Consider the following 18470-nt stretch of genomic DNA (forward strand, 5'->3'; position numbering starts at 1 on the left):
ACGCTCCGCTGGGCCAGAGGCAGGGAGGGGTGTTCCGACTCCCCCCTCCCTACCTCTGGACTCCACCCACCCCGCAATGCAACAACTGCGACCGCCGCCAGCGGCGGAAACAGGGAGCAGTTGTTGGGGCAGCGGCCAGCAAGACGCGAGTGCCGCCCAAGGCACGAAGCGGATGCTGGGTGCCACAACCCGTCGTCAAGGGCTACACGCCCTTGACAATCCTAAAGAAGAAGTCGAAGCACAAAAAAGCTAGCGCTGCGCCAGTCGGCGCTATCGCTTTAACGCTTTTTTCGCTTCTCCATTTATAGCCCCTCAGTCGCTGCGCGACAGCTCCCCCGAGGGGGAGCGAGCACACCCGGAAACTTTGCAGTTTAACCGCAAACTTTCCCGCTATGCCAAAGGCTCCCTCCCAGAGGGAGCTGGCAAAACCGTCAGGTTTTGACTGAGGGAGTTTCCTTACCATCCTATGCAGCGCCATTACTCCTCATGCGGTGCGGGCAGCGGAGATTTATCGGGGTCGGGTGCGGGAAGGGGTTCCAGCGTCAGCCAGAAGTCCTCCTGCTCCTTACGATCTTTTTCGTTGGGGGTATTTGTTTTATCCATACAGCATCCCTGCCTTTCTGCATAAAGGGTCGCCCGTTGGGTCATGCTTTATGCACAAAAAGGAGGAAAGAGCCATGAAACACGCAAAACGCAGCGGCTGGCGTCCCTTCTGGGCGGCGCTGTGCGCCGCCCTGCTGGTGCTGCTGCCGCTGGTGGGCGGCACGGTGCTGCTCAGCCGCGCCCAGCTGCGCAGCAGTCTGCGGCAGGCCGCAAAAAGCCAGAGCGGGGTGCCCATCCGTCTGCCCAAAGCCACAGACCAGTGCACCGTGCTGCTGTGTGTGGCAGACGAGACTCCGGGCTTTGTGCTGGCCTACCTGAACGCCGGGCAGAACTGCATCCATCTGCTGGCGGTGCCCGCCGCGCTGGAAGTGCCCTTTGGGGGCAAAAACGTCCCCCTTGCGGATTGTTACGCAGCCGCAGGACCCGCCCGCTGCCGGGAAGCGCTGGGCGAGGTATTCGCCCTGCCGGAGGACGCCGACTATCTTGCCATCGCCCCTGCGGTGCTGACAAAACTGGCGGCGCGGTACGGCGCAGTGCGGGTGGGCTTTACCGGGGCGCTCACCCCGGAGCAGCTGGCGCGGTACGGCAAGGGCACTGGGGTGCAGGGTATCTCCGCCGCCGATGCTCACGGCTTTTTAGCGGCGCTGGATGCCGACACTTCTCTTTCGCCCCGGCGCAGCGCCGCCGCCCGGGCAGCGGTGTGGGATGCGTTTTTCCGGCAGGCGCTGGAGCTGCTGCCCACCACCCTGCCGCAGGGTCTGCGGGAGGTGAGCAGCAGTCTGCTGACCAGTCTGACCGCCGTAGACCTTGCTACACTGGAACGCACGCTGGAATTTTTAGCCACCAGCGCCGAGCCGGTGGATATCACCGCCGACGCCCTGCCCGGGGACTGGGCGGGCGGGCACTATACGGTGTCCGATGCTTCCCGGGCGGCGGTGCAGAGCTTTTTTAACCTCTCCCCGGCGGCGGCGCAGTCCGCGTCCGGCAGCGAGCCGTAACCCAGCACCAGTGTCCCGGCGGCAGAGTGTGCCGTGCCGGTCAGGTCGTAGTCGCTCAGCAGGGAACAGCGCACCCCGTACTGCCGGGCAGCAGCCCGCAGGGCGGCGTCCGGCGGCGGGTTTTTCAGCTGTGCCAACAGGTGCAGACCGGTGTGCAGCCCCGCAAGGGTAAGCTCTTCCGGTGCAAAGGAGGTGCGCAGCGCCGCCGCCAGCGCATCCCGCCGGGCTTTGTAGGCGGTGCGCTCCCGCGCCAGATGTCGGGTGAAATAGCCCCCGGTGATAAAGCGCGCCAGCGTCTGCTGCTCAAACCGTCCCACCGTGCCGGAGTAGAGCCGGTATTTTTCCTGCCACGCACCCAGCAGCTGCCGGGGCAGCACCATGTAGGCAATGCGGATGCCCGGGGCAAGGCTGCGGGAGCAGGTGGACAGGTACACCACCGGGCCGTCTGCGCCCGCCATGCCCTGCAAACTGGGCAGCGGGCGGGTGTCAAAGCGGAACTCCGAGTCGTAGTCGTCCTCTATGATGTACCGCCGTCCCGGGGCGCGGGCTGCCCAGTGCAGCAATTCTGCCCGGCGTCCGGCGGGCATGGTGACCCCGGTGGGAAACTGGTGGCTGGGGGTGACGTAGCACACCGCCGCATCGCTGGCAGAAAGAGCCGTCAGCGACAGGCCGTCCGCGTCCACCGGCAGGCAGCAGCAGGGCACGCCGTTGTTTTCCAGCACTTGCCGGGCGCGGGGGTAGCCGGGGGTCTCCACGGCGGCGGGGCCGGGCAGCAGCGGTGCCAGCAGCCCCAGCAGATATTCCAGCCCTGCGCCCACCACCAGCTGTTCCGGGTCGCACTGCACGCCCCGGTACTCGGCCAGATACCCTGCCAGCGCCTGCCGCAGGGCGGCATCGCCCCGGGCGTCCCCGGGGGTGAGCAGTTCCGGCGCGGAGTAGAGTAGTTCCTTTTGCAGCCGCGCCCATGTGCGGAAGGGGAACAGCCCCGGGTCCACGCCCCGGGTGGACAGGTCGAACTGCACCGGCGGGGCAGTGTCAGCGGGGGGCGCTGCCGCCGGTGCAGAGGGTGCGGCGGGCGGCTGCGTCCCCTGCGGCAGGGCAAGATACTCCTGCACCGTAAACCCGCTGCGCTCCCGGGCAGTCAGGTAGCCCTCGGCTGCCAGCATCTGGTAGGCGGTGTCCACCGTGTTCACCGAGACCGACAGCTCCGCCGCCAGCCGCCGCTTGCCGGGAATCCGGGTGCCCGCCGTCAGGGTGCCCGCCCGCATCTCGGCGGCAAGGCTGCGGTAAAGCTGCTCGTACAGCGGCACCGCCGAGGCCGGGTCCAGCGCCGTGGTCAGATGTACCATAGAATGTCCCTCCCGTGTAGGCATTTTGTCAAACTGACCCCATAAAAAAACTTTATTCTGGGTATTTTCATAGGGTCAGTTCTGCGTATAATAGGAGCATACCCGCCGGACACCCAAATGTCAAGTAGTTTTGTGGGGTTATCGGCGTGATTGGAGGGAAAGTATCATGTCTACTACTGCAATGTGGCTGCTGCTGGCAGTCGTCGTTATCCTGATCCTGTTTTTCAGTGTGCTGTACAAGCGCCGCTTTACGGTGCACGAGCTGGCGCTTACCGGCGTGATGGCTGCGCTGAGCCTTGTGGCCTACCTGTTCTTCCGCATCCCGTTCTACGGCGGTTCCTCGTTCCATCTGGGCAACACCTTTACTGCCCTGACGGCGCTGCTGCTGGACGGCGTGTCCGGCGGTCTGGCGGGTGCCATCGGTCTGGCGCTGGCGGATATCCTTGCCGGTGACCCGGGCTACGCTATTACCACCTTTGTGCTCAAGTTTATCATCGGCATCACCTGCGGTGCCGTGGCACATAAGGTGTTCAAGCTGCGGGATCAGGATCGTCACAGTGCCGGGTATCTGGTCAAGGTGATCGTCTCTGCGGGTTCCGGTCTGCTGCTGAACGTGTTCACCGACCCCTTCCTTGGCTACTTCCGCAACGTGTACATCTTTGGGCAGGAGTACACTGTGGCACAGGCGCTGACCAAGATCGCCGGCGGCGTCACCTTTGTGAACAGTGTGGCTTCCACCGCCTGCGCCGTGGTGCTGTATCTGGCACTGCGCCCCGCGCTGGAGCGTGCAAAGCTGCTTTCCAAGGGCGAGTAAAAATAAAAAGGGCTCCTGAAGCGCCAGCTGGCGCTTCAGGAGCCCTTTTTTTGTTACCGTTTTCGGCTGCAAAGGTGCTTTGCGGCGTCCCGCCCGGCGGCAAGGCCGCTGCCGAACGCCCAGTGCAGGTTGAAGCCGCCGCAGCTTCCGGCGCAGTCCAACGTTTCCCCCACGAAGTACAGCCCCGGACAGCCCTTGAACTGGAAGGTCGGTTCCACCTCGGTCAGGGCAAGCCCGCCGCCGGTGGTCTGCGCCTGCCGCCAGCCGCAGGGGGTAAGCCCCTCGCACCGCCAGTGCTTGGCGGTGCGGGCAAGCTTCTGCCAGCTGCCTGCAGGCAGGGCGTGGGGGGCAGTGTCCGGCAGGGCGGCGGCAGCCCAGAGGGCACGGCCAATCTTGCCGTGCAAAAGCCCCAGCCAGAACGCCGCCGCCGTGTCCTCGGCAAGCAGCGGCGTCCGCGCCGCAAACAGGGCGGCAAGCTCTGTCTCCGGCACAGCGGGGAAGAGATCAAGTTCTACCGCCGGGTGCTTCGGGCTGCGCCCGGGGGCAAGCAGGCCGGACAGCTGCATGATGCAGATGCCGGAAAGCCCGTAGTCGGTAAACTGCACCTCGCCCATCTCTTCTGCCAGCATCCGGTCGCCGTCCAGCAGGCGGGCAGCGGCCTTGGCGCGGATGCCCGCAAGGCTCTTGTTCGGCTTTGCGCATTGCAGGGCGGTCAGGCAGGGGTAAAGCGGGCGCATCTGCCCGCCGCAGGCGGCGGCAAAGCGGGTGCCGAAGCCGTCCGTGCCGAACTGCGGCCCGGCAGCACCGCCCATGGCGCAGATAACGGCATCTGCCCGCAGGCTTTCGGTGCCGCCCTCGGCGGTGGTAAACTGCACCGCATAGCCGCCCTTGCTCTGCCGCAGGGTGCTTACCGTGCAGCCGGTGCGCAGCTGTACCTTGTGCCGCTGCAAATGCAGCTCCAGCAGCGCCAGCACGTCGGCGGCCTGATTGGAATAGGGGTACACCCGCCCGGCGTCATCGGTGCGGGTGTACAGCCCCAGCTGCTCGAACCACGCCAGCGGCGCGGCGGCATCCACCGCCGCCAGCAAAGGCCGCAGCGCGGCGGGGTCGGCGGTGAAGTATTTTTCCGGCGCAATGGCGGTGTTGTCCAGATTGCAGCGGCCGTTGCCGGTAGCCAGCAGCTTTTTGCCCACCTTGGGGTTGCGCTCCAGCACCGTGACGCGGGCAGAGGGCGCGGCCTGTGCAGCCGCCAGCGCAGCGGCCAGTCCGGCGGCACCGCCGCCCAGAATAAGGATGTGTGCCATGCGGACACCTGCTTTCTTTAGGTTTATTCCTATTTATTGTAGCAGAACCCCGCCCGGAACGCAATGCGGCGGGCAAAGCAAAAAATGCGCTGCCGGTATAATTTGCCGCCGCTGACAGATACTACATACAAAGGAAACCAAAAGGAGGACACTATAAATGAAAGCAACCGGTATCGTGCGCCGCATCGACGAGCTTGGCAGGGTGGTGATCCCCAAGGAGATCCGCCGCACCCAGCGCATCCGGCGGGGCGACCCGCTGGAGATCTTTACCACCGGCGACGGGGAAGTGATCTTTAAAAAGTACTCGCCCATGGGCGAGGTGAACACCCTTGCCGCCCAGCTGGCGGAGGTGCTCAGCCGCCAGTTTGCGCTGACCGCCTTTGTGTGCGACAGGGACCGCATTCTGGCGGTCAGCGGCAGCGGGCGGCGGGAGCTGGCAGACCGCAGTATCAGCCAGCCGCTGGAAAAGCTGATGGAAGCCCGCAAGCCCTACCAGAGCCCCGGCAGCCCGGAAAAGACCCTGCTGCCCTGCGAGGGCGCACCCCGGGTGCTGCTATGCGCCGCACCGGTACTGGCGGGCGGGGACGTGACCGGCGCAGTGGGTCTGCTGACCGAGGATCGCGCCGCCTGTCCGGAGGACGCCCAGTGCAAGGCAGTGGCGGTGGCAGCGGCCTTTCTGGCAAAGCAGATGGAAGAGTAAGGCGGAGCGATTTTAAATGGCCTCCGCAGAGCTCTGGCCATCATCAGCGGAAAACATTTTATATTTCGGGGTACAGAAACGCCTGCGGGCGTTTCTGTACCCCATTTTCACGGGTTGGGGCGTGGGAAACAAACTCCCCCAGTCATCGCTGCGCGATGCCAGCCCCCTCTGGGATGGGGCCTTTGGCATAGCGGTAAAGTTTCCGGCTAAAGCGCAAAGCTTGCGGGCGCGCCAGAGGCTCCCTCCCAGAGGGAGCTGGCAAAGCCGCAGGCTTTGACTGAGGGAGTTCACACCCCCCCTTTATGACAGAATTATGAATCTTTATAAACATTTTTGCAAAGGGCTTGACAGCAGGGCAAAAACGATTATAATGGTCTTAGCACTCAGGAACAAGGAGTGCTAAACAAACAAAAGCGATACAAAAAGGAGGCAGGCGCTATGACGATGGATGCACGCAAGCAACGGGTCTTGCAGGCAATCGTGGCGCTGTATGGCCTTGAGGGCGAGCCGGTGGGCAGCAGCGTGCTGGCAAACTACTTTGATATGGCAGTGTCCAGCGCAACGCTGCGCAACGAGATGGCGGCGCTGACAAAGCTGGGCTTGCTGGAGCAGCCCCACACCAGCGCGGGGCGTGTGCCCAGCGCCAAGGGCTACCGGTATTATCTGGACAACCTGCTGACCGACGATCAGCCGCTGGACCGCGTTACCCGCGCCCGGGTAGATGCGGTGTTCGCCAGTCTTGACCACGAGCCGGAAAAGCTGGCACAGGGTGCTGCCAAGGCGCTGGCCGCCATCAGCGGCTGCACCGCCGCCGTCAGCACTCCCTGCGCCGAGGATCTGTGCATCGCCCATTACGAGGTGGTGCAGGTGGGCCGCAGCGCAGCCGCTGTGCTGGCTGTGACCACCGCCGGTTACGTCCGCACCCGGGTGGCGCGGGTACGCACCGGGCTTTCCCGGGAAAATGCAGCCGCCCTTGCGGCGCTGCTCAACCGCAACCTTACCTTTGTGGCACCGGTGGATCTTTCCACCCGGATGCTCAGCGAGCTGTGCAGCCAGATCGCACCGGAGCTTGTGCCGGTGGTCAGCGCCGCAGCCGCAATTTTGCAGGACAGCGTAAAGCCCCATGTATTTCTGGGCGGCGAGCAGTACCTGCTGGACTGGCCGCAGCTGGACGGCCGGGTGGGTGATATCCTTACCCTGCTGAACGACGAGGAACAGGCCGCAAGCCTGATCGCACCCCCGGAAAACCGCAGCGAAAGCGTGCTGCTGGGCGAGGATCTGGAACCGCAGATCCCCGGGCTGTGCATCGTGAGCGACCGGTATCTGGTAGGCGGCGGGCTGTGGGGCTCCATTGCCCTGATCGGCCCCACCCGGATGCCCTTCCAGAAGCTGATGCCCCTGCTGCACGAGTTTGCAGACCAGCTGGGCGAGGGCATGAGCGGCAAACGAAAAGACACCCCGCAGGCTGCCGTACCACGGCGGACTGTGATCTATAAGGAGGATCTGGAATGAGCGAAGAAGCAAAGAACACGGTGCCCGAGACCGAGCAGCCGGAGACTGCCCCCGAGGAAAAGACCGCTGCTGCAGCGCCCGAACAGGCTGCTGCCGAAGCTGCCACCGAAGAGGACAAGAAGAAGGACGGCGGCTGGTTCAACAAGAAGGCCCGGGAGATGGAAGCCGTTAAGGCAAAGCTGGATGCAGCGGAAAAGAACGCTGCACAGGCCAAGGATCAGCTGCTGCGCATGGCTGCCGAGTACGACAACTACCGCAAGCGCTCCACCCGCGAGGCCGACCAGAAGTTTGGCGACGGTGTTTCCCACGCAGTGGAAAAGATCATCCCCATTCTGGATACGCTGGATATGGCTGCCAACGCCCCCACCACCGATGAGAACTACAAAAAGGGCGTGGTCATGACGCTGGATAAGGCGGCAAAGGCACTGGAAGCCCTCCATGTGGAGGAGATCGAGGTGCTGGGCAAGCCCTTTGATCCCAACTTTATGAATGCTGTGCAGCAGATCCCCGCCCCGGATGGGCAGGAGAGCGGCACGGTGGTCACCGTTTTCCAGAAGGGTTACAAGCTGGGTGACAAGATCATCCGCCATGCAACCGTTGTGGTGGCCGAATAAACAAGCCGAACCTCCCGCAAGGGAGTTTGCAATAACATCCGCTTGACATCATCATAAGCATCATATAAACAAGATTTGTTCTTTCGAGAGGAGACTTCATTATGAGTAAGATTATTGGTATCGACCTTGGTACTACCAACAGCTGCGTGGCTGTTATGGAGGGCGGCGAGCCTGTTGTCATCGCCAACTCTGAGGGTGCCCGCACCACCCCGTCCGTTGTCGGCTTCACCAAGACCGGCGACCGTCTGGTAGGTCAGGTTGCAAAGCGTCAGGCTATCACCAACCCCGACAACACCGTTTCTTCCATCAAGCGTCAGATGGGCACCGACCATAAGGTGACCCTGAACGGCAAGGAGTACACTCCCCAGCAGGTCAGCGCTATGATCCTGCAGAAGCTGAAGGCTGATGCCGAGGCTTATCTGGGCGAGACCGTCACCGAGGCTGTCATCACTGTGCCTGCCTACTTCAACGACAGCCAGCGTCAGGCAACCAAGGACGCAGGCACCATTGCCGGCCTGAACGTCCGCCGTATCATCAACGAGCCCACCGCAGCTGCTCTGGCTTACGGTGTGGATAAAGAGGACGACCAGAAGATCATGGTCTACGATCTGGGCGGCGGCACCTTCGATGTGTCCATCATCGAGATGGGCGACGGCGTTACCGAGGTTCTGGCCACCAACGGCGATACCCATCTGGGCGGCGATGACTTCGACCAGCGCATCATCGACTGGATGGCAGACGCCTTCCAGACCGAGAACGGCATCGACCTGCGCAAGGACAAGATGGCTGCACAGCGCTTGAAGGAAGCTGCCGAGAAGGCTAAGATCGAGCTGTCCAGCGCAATGAGCAGCCAGATCAACCTGCCCTTCATCACCGCCGATGCTACCGGCCCCAAGCACTTGGATATGACCCTGACCCGCGCAAAGTTCAACGAGCTGACCGCTGATCTGGTGGATCGTACTATGACCCCCGTGCGCAAGGCTCTGCAGGATGCAGGTCTGCGCGCTTCCGACCTGAAGAAGGTGCTGATGGTCGGTGGTTCTACCCGTATCCCCGCTGTCTACGACGCAGTGAAGAAGGAACTGAACTGTGAGCCCTTCAAGGGCATCAACCCCGATGAGTGCGTGGCTGTCGGTGCTGCTATTCAGGGCGGCGTTCTGAACGGCGAAAAGAAGGGTCTGCTGCTGCTGGATGTCACCCCGCTGAGCCTTGGCATTGAGACTCTGGGCGGCGTGTGCACCAAGATCATCGACCGCAACACCACCATCCCCACCCACAAGAGCCAGGTGTTCTCCACCGCAGCCGACAACCAGCCCTCTGTTGAGGTCAACGTGCTGCAGGGCGAGCGTGAGTTTGCCCGCGACAACAAGAGTCTGGGTGTGTTCCATCTGGATGGCATTGCACCGGCTCCCCGTGGCGTGCCTCAGATCGAAGTTACCTTCGATATCGATGCCAACGGCATCGTGAAGGTCAGCGCCAAGGATCTGGGCACCGGCAAGGAGCAGAACATCACCATCACCGCTTCCACCAATATGTCCAAGGAGGACATCGACAAGGCTGTGAAGGAAGCTGAGCAGTTTGCTGCCGACGATAAGAAGAAGCGTGAAGAGGTCGATATCCGCAACGGTGCCGACCAGATGGTGTTCCAGACCGAAAAGATGCTGAAGGAGAACGGCGACAAGCTGCCCGCAGACGTGAAGAGCGATGCCGAGGCAAAGCTGGCTGACCTGAAGACCGCTGTCCAGTCCGGCAACGTGGACGACATCAAGGCAAAGCAGGAAGCCCTGAGCCAGGTGTTCGAGAAGATGTATCAGGCAGCCGCTGCCGCACAGCAGGCCGCCGGTGCACAGCCCGGTGCTGACGCAGGCGCAGCCAACGAAAAGTCCAACGATGACGGCGTTGTGGATGCCGACTTCAAGGAAGTCTAAGTCTGAAACAAAGCGCTGTGTCCGGCCAAACCGGCGGGCATACGCGCAATAAAGCAAAAGCCGCTCCGGTTTAGGCCGGAGCGGCTCTTGCTGGTTTATAGAGTGAGGAACCGACCGGGGCGTTACCCGGGGAGGGCGTTCCCGGAGAGGTGAGTGGATATGGCACAGGAAAAGCGTGATTATTACGAAGTGCTGGGGGTATCCAAGGGCGCAAGCGATGCCGAGATCAAAAAGGCATACCGCAAGCTTGCCATGAAGTACCACCCGGACTATAACCCCGGCGATAAGGACGCCGAGGCAAAGTTCAAGGAGATCAACGAGGCAAACGAGGTGCTTTCGGACCCGAAGAAGCGCCAGCTGTACGACCAGTACGGCTTTGCCGGTGTTGACCCCACCTACGCAGCACAGAACGGCGGCGGCCCCGGCGGCTTTAGCGGTTTTGGCGGCGATGGTGTGGATCTGGGCGACATCTTTGGCGATATCTTCGGCGGCGGCTTTGGCGGCTTCGGCGGCTCGTCTCGTCAGGCAAATCCCAACGCCCCCCGCAAGGGTCAGGACATCCGGGTGCGCATCACCCTGAGCTTTGACGAGGCCGTGCACGGCTGCAAGAAGAACATTACCATCACCCGTCAGCAGGAGTGCACCGAGTGTCACGGCTCCGGCTGTGCCGCCGGCAGCAGCCCCGAGACCTGCCCGGACTGCGGCGGACGCGGCTTTGTCATCCGCCAGCAGCGCACCCCCTTTGGCGTGATGCAGACCCAGCAGCCCTGCTCCCGCTGCGGCGGCAAGGGCAAGCTGGTAAAGAACCCCTGCAAGGTCTGCCACGGCAGCGGCAAGGTGGCTACCAAAAAGACGCTGGAGGTGTCCATCCCCATGGGCATCGACGACGACCAGAGCTTTGCACTGCGCGGCATGGGCGATGCCGGTACCAACGGCGGCCCCGCCGGTGATGTCATCGTCATGGTCAGCGTGCGCCCCAGCGAGGTGTTCCAGCGCGACGGCTACGATGTGTGGGTCACCGTGCCCATCACTTACAGTCAGGCTGTGCTGGGCGACAGCGTCACCGTGCCCTCCATTGACGGCAAGGTGGAGTACACCGTGCCCGAGGGCACCCAGAGCGGCACCACCTTCCGCCTGCGCGGCAAGGGCATCCAGTACCTGAACGGCCGTGGCCGCGGTGATATGTACGTCAAGTGCGAGGTGGAGATCCCCAAAAAGCTGAACAAGACCCAGCGCGATGCCCTGAAAAAATTTGAGGGCACTTTGAAAGAAGAAAACTACGAAAAGCGTAAGGGCTTCTTCAAAAAGCTGAAGGATATGTTCAACGCATAAAATACCAAACGGCGGCGCGTTCCATCGGAACGTGCCGCCGTTTTTTGCGTGTGCGCAAGGCCGATTCGTCTCACACACTTGCGCTTTCGTCTAAAATAGGGTATGATTGAGACGAAAGACGGGCATCATGAGACAAAAGAACCGCCGGAAGAAGGAGGAAACACAGTATGAGAAGCTTTGACTACGGACAACTGGCAGACCGGATGTGGGATATGGAAACGCTCTCGTATGTGGCAAAGATCCATGAATGCAAAGGCCGACAGGAGCTTTATGTGCGCCAGAAACCGGCAGAACTGGATCGTTTGGTGGAGATTGCCAGAATACAGAGCACAGAGGCTTCCAATAAGATCGAGGGCATCGTAACGACCGATACCCGCATGAAGCAGCTGCTGGCCGATAAAACCACACCGCGCAACCGGGACGAAAGCGAGATCATGGGGTACCGAGAGGTGCTGAACACCATCCATGAAAACCATGATCTGATCCCGGTCAACTCCAATTATATCCTTCAGCTGCATCGGGACATGATGCAGTATGCAGGCGTTTCGTACGGAGGACATTTTAAGAACGTACAGAACTATATCAACGAGACCAGACCGGACGGCACGCAGGTGACCCGGTTTCAGCCGGTGGCACCCTATGAAACGCCTGCGGCGATACAGGCCATCTGCGAGAGCTATAATCAGACGCTTTTACAGGAAAAGGTGGACCCGCTGCTGGTGATCCCGGCGTTTGTATGCGATTTTTTGTGTATCCACCCTTTTAACGATGGCAATGGTCGGATGAGCCGTCTGCTGACGCTGCTTCTGCTCTACCGCAGCGGGTACGAGGTGGGAAAGTATATCAGCATTGAAAAGCAGATCGAAAAAACGAAGGATACCTACTACGAGGTGTTGCAGCAGATCGATCAGGGCTGGTATGAGGGAACGAATGACCCGGTGCCGTTTATCCGGTATATGCTGAAGATCATTTTGGCTTGCTATGCTGAGTTTGAACAGCGCGTAGGGCTGGTGAACGCAGAGGGAACACGGAGCACGGCACAGCAGATCGTGGAGCATTATGTCAACGGAAAAATCGGGCGTTTTACAAGTGCAGAGGTGATGGCAGCCTGCCCGATGATTGCAAGATCTACAGTGCTGCGGGAACTGAAGGAGCTGACCCGGAAAGGCGTTCTGCAAAGGCTTGGCACAGGCAAAAACACCTGCTATGTCCGCAGGGATGCGCTGGAGAAGTAAGGCCGATTCGTCTCATACACTTGCACTTTCGTCTAAAATGCACCCTGTTTTAGACGAAAACTTGGATACATGAGACGAAAGCTAAAAGAGAACCCTATAAAAACAGCGGAGGCGCTGCCCTTTCGGGCAGCGCCTCCGCCTGCTTTGTTCTTTGGTGTACTCCGAGCCGGTCTTATGAGATAAGATGGATCAGAGCAGAACGATCGCTGCGTTGATGATCAGGCCGACACCGGTAGCGCTGGTGCTGATCATGTAAGCGGTGCAAGCGATGTCACGGATGGCATTGGCAGTGCCCTTGTTCATGTCGGCAGTCAGAGCATCCAGACCGGTCTCGGTCCAGGTGTTGGGGTTCTTACGGCGGTAGTCGCGGACAGCGGTCACGCCTCTGAACCAGCCATACGGCGGGATCAGCCAGCACAGCAGAGCCTCGGTCATGGTGGCAGTAGCGCCGCCTTCGGTGTAGGTCATTTCCTCAGTGGACAGTACATTGTAGTACGCGGGCATCATCATTTTTTCCATAATAACACTCCTTTTGAAACAAAGCTATCCAAAACGGTGCACCCAAACGCACCGTTTTATCTGATTAAAAGGCTCAGCGCACGATCAGCAGGATGGCGCTCAGGGGAGCCAGTGCCACTACCGTGGTGGCGGAAACGGCGTCCCGTACAAAGTTGCTGGCAGATTTGCCCATATCGGCGGCAATGGCATCGGTAGCGCGGCCCAGCACGGTAAAGAAGTTGCCGTCTCTGTTGCCCTCCTGCTGCAGCCATGTGCGTGCCTGCCCAATGCCCCAGACATAGCTGGAAGCCAGCACCACAGCGCCTACGACCGTTGCGGCAGTAGTGGCAATCCCGGCAGCATCATCGATCGTGCCGCCGCCTGTGGTATAGGTCATTTCTTCGTTGGAAAGCACCGCATAATCTGCGGGATAAGTCATCTTTTTCATCTTCAATACTCCTTTGTCAAGGGGAAATGCCGCATTGCATCCCGTTCCCACGGCGTCTATATCCAAGTGCCGATAGAGCATTGTTCTCTATATGGTCATTCTACAACAGCAGTCGGATTTTATCAAGGGGTTTTGGCACATCTGTGCAAAAACTGGCGGGACGCATGAAATTGCGGCTGCAAATTTGTGAAAATAGACTGCAATAATTTCGGCATTTGGCAGTTTAGCCTTTTACCCCGGCGCGGTAGAGGTAGGGGTCGCTCTTGAAGCTGTCAAAATTGTACAGCACAAGGATCTGGTCGTAGCCGTTATCGGCGATCAGCTGATCCAAGCCGTAGTTGTAGTTGCGGAAATCCACCACGTCAATGTCAGCGTAGTTGGCGGTCAGGTAGGGCACAAAGCAGTTGGCGTAGCTGTCCTTGATGACAAGGATGCGTCCGCTGCCGTTGCCCTGCACCCGGCTCAGGCCGTTGTTGCCGTGCAGGAACATGGCGTACTTGTCGTAGACGGAAAGCTTCTCCGTATCATACAGGCCGGTGGTCTGCCCCTCGGCGGGCTGACCCGCCGCCGTCACGTTCCATACCGTCAGGGTGTTGGCAAGGTCGTAGTAGGTGATCACGTCCGGCACAGCGTTCCATGTGCGCGCCTTGGCGTAGTGGGTGCCGTAAAAGCCGTCGGCAGTCAGGGCGGTATGGGCGGTGGTATCAAAGGGGGCAAGGTCAAGGGCATCGCACAGCTGGCTGTAAGCGTAGTAGGCGCCAAGGCTCGTCCAGTGGTGGTCGGTGCGGTAGTAGATATACTCGCTCTTGTGGGCGGCAAGGGTCTGGCGCACGTCCACAAAGCTGCCGCCTGCAGCCTGTACCGCAGCGGAAAGCTGGTCAAGGTAACCGTCCTCGTCCAGCAGGGGGGCGTTTGCGGGTACGTTCTCCTTGTAGATATCGCTGGCGGCGGGTGCCAGCAGCACATTCACCTTGCCCGGGTAGCGCTGGCACAGGCTGGTGAGCGCGGCGGTGTTCTTGGGCAGGGTGCGCTCCTCGCTGGAAAGCAGCCCGTAAGTGCGGGGGAACATCATGTGCTCTTTGCCCAGCAGGATGCCGCCGTTCTGCTGCTTTTGCAGCAGAGTGGTCTCCACCACGCTTTGCAGGCTGATCCACTGGTCGCGCCCTGCCACCTGATCCTTGACGTATTTGGTGTAGGCAGTAAAGTAGCTGTTCAGCCCCTTGGCGGTGAACTGGGTCAGCGCCGGGCGCTGGCTCAGGGTGGTGTTCTCCAGCTCGCTGTAACTGCGGTCCGGGGTGACCATATCCAGCGCGAACAGCCCGATGAAAAACAGGCTGAACACCACCAGCACCGGGTAGTGCAAAAGGGAGGAGGTCTTTTTCTCGTGTTTGGACATCTTCCAGCCTCCTTAAAAGTTAAAGTACAGGAACGGGCTGTTGGTGCTGCCCACCACATAGGCGGTGGAGACCACCAGCAGCGTCAGGATGGCGGCGCAGCGGGTGACCACGTTTTTGCGCAGCACATCCCACAGCTTTTCGATCAGCGGGGTGCAGCACACCACGCTTACCGCCAGCAGCACGCCGTAGTTCCGCAGGAAATACAGCGGCGACACCCCGCCGGAGGGGACAAAGAGCTTTTGGAACAGCAGCCCGAAGGACACGCCGGTGTCGTTGCCCACGAACATCGCCCAGCCTACCACCACAAGGAACAGGGTGTAGAAATGCGGCCACACCTTACCCTTTTTCAGGTAGGGCAGCAGGAACAGCTTTTCGACAGCCAGCAGCACAAAGTAGTAAAGACCCCAGCAGATAAAGTTCCAGTTCGCGCCGTGCCAGATGCCGGTGAGCAGCTCCACGATGAACAGGTTCAGGATCTGCCGCTTAAGCCCCTTGCGGTTGCCGCCCAACGGGATATACACATACTCGCGGAACCAGCCGGACAGGGTCATGTGCCAGCGCCGCCAGAACTCGGTGATGGAAGCGGAGATATAGGGGTAGTTGAAGTTTGCGGGGAAGTCGAAGCCCAGCATCTTGCCCATGCCGATGCCCATCAGGGAGTAGCCGGAGAAATCGAAGTACAGCTGCAAACTGTAGGCGATGATGCCCAGCCACACCAGCGGGGTGGAAGCGTTTGCCAGACCCACAAAGGTGGTGGAGGGGCTGTCGGCTACCCCGATAATGTCCGTCCACAGCGCGCCCACGGCGTCCGCCAGCAGCACCTTTTTGGCAAGACCGAAGGTGAACAGGGTCATGCCCTCTTCAATTTGCTTGAGGTTATAGCGGTGCTTGTAGACGTGCAGCTGGTCGGAGACGTCCCGGTACTTGACGATAGGCCCCGCGATGAGCTGCGGGAACATGACCACATAAGCGCCGAAGTCGATGATATTGCGCTCGGCTTTTACATCCCGGCGGTAGACGTCGATGGAGTAGGAAAGGGTCTGGAAGGTGTAGAAGCTGATGCCCAGCGGCAAGGTGCCGATGCCTTGTATCTCGGCAAAGGCGGTACCCAGCAGGGCGTTTGCGCTGCGCAGCACAAAGTTTGCGTACTTGAAGTAGAACAGCATCCCCAAGCTGCCGACAAGCGCCACCAGCAGAAAGAAGCGGCGCAGCGCGGGCTTTGCATCAAAGTATTCGATGGCAAGGCCGCTGAGATAGTTGATGAGGATAAGCGCCACCATGACCGGGAAAAAGCGCACTTCGCCCCAGCAGTAGAACACCAGACTGCATAAAAACAGCACGGTGTTCTTGAGTTTTGCGGGGGCAAGATAGTACAGCGCCAGCGTGATGGGCAGAAAACGGAACAGGAAGATGATGGTGCTGAAAACCAAGGGGTCAGCCTCCTTTTTTACACGGAATTACAGACTCAGCCTTCCCCCGGCCGGGGGAAGGCGGCATGACGGATGCGGGCGCATCTTCAGCAGAAATACCCCTCATCAGGGGCTTTTCTACTGAAAAAAGCCGATGCCGCAGATGGCACCGGCTCAGAAGGTCAGATTCAGCTGTTCAGGGCGCTGTCCACAGCACTGTTCAGGTCTGCGGTGCACGCGTTGGAAGCGATCACCATGACCACACGGTCGCCCTTGGAGGAGATGATGGCGTTTTCCACGTTGCTCTGTGCCTGTGCAAACTCGGCGTAGTTGCCGTAGAAAGCCACCTGATCCTGCTTGTAGCTCTCCAGCGCGGTCACCACGTCCTGTGCCTTGCCGGAAGCAGCTTCCACCACCAGCACAAGGCCGGCATCGCCGTTGTCGTTGCTCTTCACGCCCTTGTAGGCGGCTACGTCCTCCGCTTTCAGGCCGAAGTCGTACTCGATGTTCATGGCGGCGATCTCGAACTGGTTGGAGATGGGGTCAGCAGCCAGCAGGCTTTCCACGACGCTGTCCAGCGCGGCGGTGCCGTTTTCAGCGGTATCCGCTGCCGGGGCGGCAGTGCTGGAAGCCGGTGCAGAGGTGGCGGCGCTGGACACGGAGGACGGCGCGGAAGAAGCGCTGCCGCCGCAGCCGGTCAGGGCAACAGCCAGCACGGCACTGACGGCGATCACAGAGAGTTTTGTGCGGTTTATCATAAAATATTCCTTCTTTTGTTGAATTCATTTGTCGGGGTGCGGGGCTGCACCGCGCACACGGGCAGACTGTATTTATCTTACCATAACGGCGGGTAAATTGCAACGCACCCCACAGGGTTTTCCGGCAGTTTTCATCGGATTTTAACCGGTCACGGTCTCCCCGGCGGCAATGCGCTGCAAAACGGCTACCGCGTCCTCCAGACACAGGCCGCTCTGGTTGAGCAGGGCGGCGTTTTCCGCGCCCACATAGCGCCAGTGCCACGGCTCGTAAGTGATGCCGGTCACGCTTTCGGCTTCCTTGGGGTAGCGCAGGATAAAGCCGTACTGTTCCGCGTTCTCGCACAGCCAGCGGAAGGCGGCGGTGTCGGCAAAGCCGGTGTCAAGGGTGGTGTGCTCCGGGCTGTTCAGGTCGGCGGCAAGGCCGCAGTTGTGCTCGGAGCAGCCCGGCGGGTTGACGATGACAGCCGCCTTTTCCCGGGCGGCGGCTTCGCTCAGACCCTTATCACGGTAGTACTGGGTCTTGTTGTCGTACAGCTTTTTCTGGTAGCTGACGCTGCGGTAGCCGCTCTGCATCCGCACATCCACGCCGTCCTTGGCGGCAGCAGCCTGCATGGAGAGAAAGGCATCGGCGGCTTCAGTCTGCAAAGTCTTGTTGATGGCGGTAGCCGAGCCGCATTCCTTGGTCTCGACAGGATAGTCCTCCGTTATCGGGTGGGTGCGGCTGACAAGGATCATGCGGGGGTCATCCAGGATGGCCTGTGCCTGTGCGGCGGTAAGGGTGCTCTGCTGCACGCCGTATTCGGCGGGCTGCGCAAGGCTCTCGGCAGGCAGCTCGGGCAGCTGCGGCACGGCGGCCTTGCGGGTGCAGGCGTAGGCGGTGCCGCCCGCCGCAAAGCAGAGCAGCGCCGTCAGGCAGAGCAGACGGCGGGCATGATGTTTATGGTGGTGGGAAGAATACATAGAACCTACCTTCTTTCACAAAAAAGGATAAGTGCCCGCCGCCCCGGGCAGACTATCCGCAAAAGGGGGCGCGGGAAGATGAAGATGACAGCGCAGGAATACGCACGCCGGGTGCAGAAGGCCGGGCCGCACTCGCCGCTTTTGGCAGACTGCCTTTGGGCGTTCTGCGTGGGCGGCGGTATCTGCCTGCTGGGCGAAGGGCTGCGGCAGCTGTTTCTGCGGCAGGGCGCGGACGCCGAAGCGGCGGGCACCCTGACCAGCTGCACCTTGATTTTGCTCTCGGCGGTGCTGACCACGCTGGGCTGGTACCAGAAGCTGGCGGCAAAGGCCGGGGCGGGGTCGCTGGTACCCATTACCGGCTTTGCCAACGCGGTGGTCAGTGCGGCCATCGAGTTCAAGGCCGAGGGCCGTGTACCGGGCACGGGAGCCAAGATGTTCCTCATCGCCGGGCCGGTCATCGTGTACGGCACGCTGGCGGCGGTGGTGTACGGTGTGGTGCTGTGGCTGCTGGGGGCTTCTGCCTTATAATACGGAACAGCCCCGCCGGATATTGCAGTGCTACAGCACCAGTATAGCACGTTCCGGGGCATTTTTTGCAGAAAAGGAGAAAT

At 60.8% G+C, this 18470-nt stretch carries 18 protein-coding genes; 9 read left to right on the forward strand and 9 right to left on the reverse strand.

Going from position 1 to position 18470, the window contains the following annotated elements; all coding sequences use genetic code 11:
- Positions 1–477: 477 nt before the first annotated feature.
- Positions 478–603, reverse strand: a complete 126-nt coding sequence (locus C4N24_RS15780) for a hypothetical protein (protein WP_278320370.1) — start codon at positions 601–603, stop codon at positions 478–480.
- A 74-nt stretch (positions 604–677) separates the two neighbouring features.
- On the opposite strand from C4N24_RS15780, the gene C4N24_RS11360 reads away from it, so the two are divergent.
- Positions 678–1601 (forward strand): hypothetical protein, encoded by a 924-nt coding sequence (locus tag C4N24_RS11360; RefSeq protein WP_112091506.1) that lies wholly within the window; start codon positions 678–680, stop codon positions 1599–1601.
- Here the strand turns inward: C4N24_RS11360 and C4N24_RS11365 are convergent.
- Complete coding sequence (locus tag C4N24_RS11365; protein ID WP_112091507.1) at positions 1508–2950, reverse strand: PLP-dependent aminotransferase family protein; 1443 nt, start codon at positions 2948–2950, stop codon at positions 1508–1510. The genes C4N24_RS11360 and C4N24_RS11365 overlap by 94 nt on opposite strands.
- 166 nt (positions 2951–3116) lie before the next feature.
- On the opposite strand from C4N24_RS11365, the gene C4N24_RS11370 reads away from it, so the two are divergent.
- Entirely contained in the window at positions 3117–3764 is a 648-nt protein-coding gene (locus C4N24_RS11370; RefSeq protein WP_238057081.1) for an ECF transporter S component, read from the forward strand.
- Between the two features lie 53 nt (positions 3765–3817).
- Here the strand turns inward: C4N24_RS11370 and C4N24_RS11375 are convergent, their stop codons facing one another.
- A complete protein-coding gene (locus tag C4N24_RS11375) occupies positions 3818–5068 on the reverse strand; it encodes an aminoacetone oxidase family FAD-binding enzyme (RefSeq protein WP_112091508.1) in 1251 nt (416 codons plus the stop codon).
- A 157-nt stretch (positions 5069–5225) separates the two neighbouring features.
- Between C4N24_RS11375 and C4N24_RS11380 the strand changes: the two genes are divergently transcribed.
- The 6 genes from C4N24_RS11380 (at position 5226) to C4N24_RS11410 (ending at position 12389) form a co-directional block, all read left to right on the forward strand.
- Positions 5226–5768: a stage V sporulation T C-terminal domain-containing protein gene (locus tag C4N24_RS11380; RefSeq protein WP_112091509.1), complete on the forward strand. Its 543-nt coding sequence runs from the start codon at positions 5226–5228 to the stop codon at positions 5766–5768.
- A gap of 438 nt (positions 5769–6206) precedes the next feature.
- Positions 6207–7280, forward strand: a complete 1074-nt coding sequence (hrcA, locus tag C4N24_RS11390; protein ID WP_097785731.1) for a heat-inducible transcriptional repressor HrcA — start codon at positions 6207–6209, stop codon at positions 7278–7280.
- On the forward strand, positions 7277–7894 hold the full coding sequence (locus tag C4N24_RS11395) for a nucleotide exchange factor GrpE (RefSeq protein WP_097785732.1): 618 nt from the start codon (positions 7277–7279) through the stop codon (positions 7892–7894). The genes hrcA and C4N24_RS11395 overlap by 4 nt, the downstream gene beginning before the upstream one ends.
- 101 nt (positions 7895–7995) lie before the next feature.
- Positions 7996–9822, forward strand: coding sequence for a molecular chaperone DnaK (dnaK, locus tag C4N24_RS11400; RefSeq protein ID WP_112091511.1), 1827 nt, complete (start codon positions 7996–7998; stop codon positions 9820–9822).
- A gap of 159 nt (positions 9823–9981) precedes the next feature.
- Positions 9982–11154, forward strand: coding sequence for a molecular chaperone DnaJ (dnaJ, locus tag C4N24_RS11405; RefSeq protein ID WP_112091512.1), 1173 nt, complete (start codon positions 9982–9984; stop codon positions 11152–11154).
- Between the two features lie 167 nt (positions 11155–11321).
- Complete coding sequence (locus tag C4N24_RS11410; RefSeq protein ID WP_112091513.1) at positions 11322–12389, forward strand: Fic family protein; 1068 nt, start codon at positions 11322–11324, stop codon at positions 12387–12389.
- A gap of 189 nt (positions 12390–12578) precedes the next feature.
- Here C4N24_RS11410 and C4N24_RS11415 read toward each other — a convergent pair whose 3' ends face one another.
- The 6 genes from C4N24_RS11415 to C4N24_RS11440 all read right to left on the reverse strand — a co-directional run bounded on the left by C4N24_RS11415 (position 12579) and on the right by C4N24_RS11440 (position 17859).
- Positions 12579–12908 (reverse strand): hypothetical protein, encoded by a 330-nt coding sequence (locus C4N24_RS11415; RefSeq protein ID WP_112091514.1) that lies wholly within the window; start codon positions 12906–12908, stop codon positions 12579–12581.
- Between the two features lie 73 nt (positions 12909–12981).
- Positions 12982–13335, reverse strand: a complete 354-nt coding sequence (locus C4N24_RS11420; RefSeq protein WP_112091515.1) for a hypothetical protein — start codon at positions 13333–13335, stop codon at positions 12982–12984.
- Positions 13336–13558: 223 nt separating this feature from the next.
- The gene (locus tag C4N24_RS11425) at positions 13559–14731 is read right to left on the reverse strand and encodes a DHHW family protein (RefSeq protein WP_112091516.1); all 1173 of its coding nucleotides are present in this window, start codon (positions 14729–14731) and stop codon (positions 13559–13561) included.
- Positions 14732–14743: 12 nt separating this feature from the next.
- Complete coding sequence (locus C4N24_RS11430) at positions 14744–16162, reverse strand: MBOAT family O-acyltransferase (protein ID WP_112091517.1); 1419 nt, start codon at positions 16160–16162, stop codon at positions 14744–14746.
- A 167-nt stretch (positions 16163–16329) separates the two neighbouring features.
- A complete protein-coding gene (locus tag C4N24_RS11435) occupies positions 16330–16899 on the reverse strand; it encodes a DUF4358 domain-containing protein (protein ID WP_112091518.1) in 570 nt (189 codons plus the stop codon).
- 141 nt (positions 16900–17040) lie between these two features.
- Positions 17041–17859: a M15 family metallopeptidase gene (locus C4N24_RS11440; RefSeq protein ID WP_112091519.1), complete on the reverse strand. Its 819-nt coding sequence runs from the start codon at positions 17857–17859 to the stop codon at positions 17041–17043.
- Positions 17860–17937: 78 nt separating this feature from the next.
- Here C4N24_RS11440 and C4N24_RS11445 point away from each other — a divergent pair, with 78 nt between their 5' ends.
- The gene (locus C4N24_RS11445; RefSeq protein WP_112091520.1) at positions 17938–18387 is read left to right on the forward strand and encodes a SpoVA/SpoVAEb family sporulation membrane protein; all 450 of its coding nucleotides are present in this window, start codon (positions 17938–17940) and stop codon (positions 18385–18387) included.
- Positions 18388–18470 lie beyond the last annotated feature (83 nt).

It is taken from the genome of Faecalibacterium prausnitzii (assembly GCF_003287405.1).
GTDB lineage: Bacteria > Bacillota > Clostridia > Oscillospirales > Ruminococcaceae > Faecalibacterium > Faecalibacterium intestinale.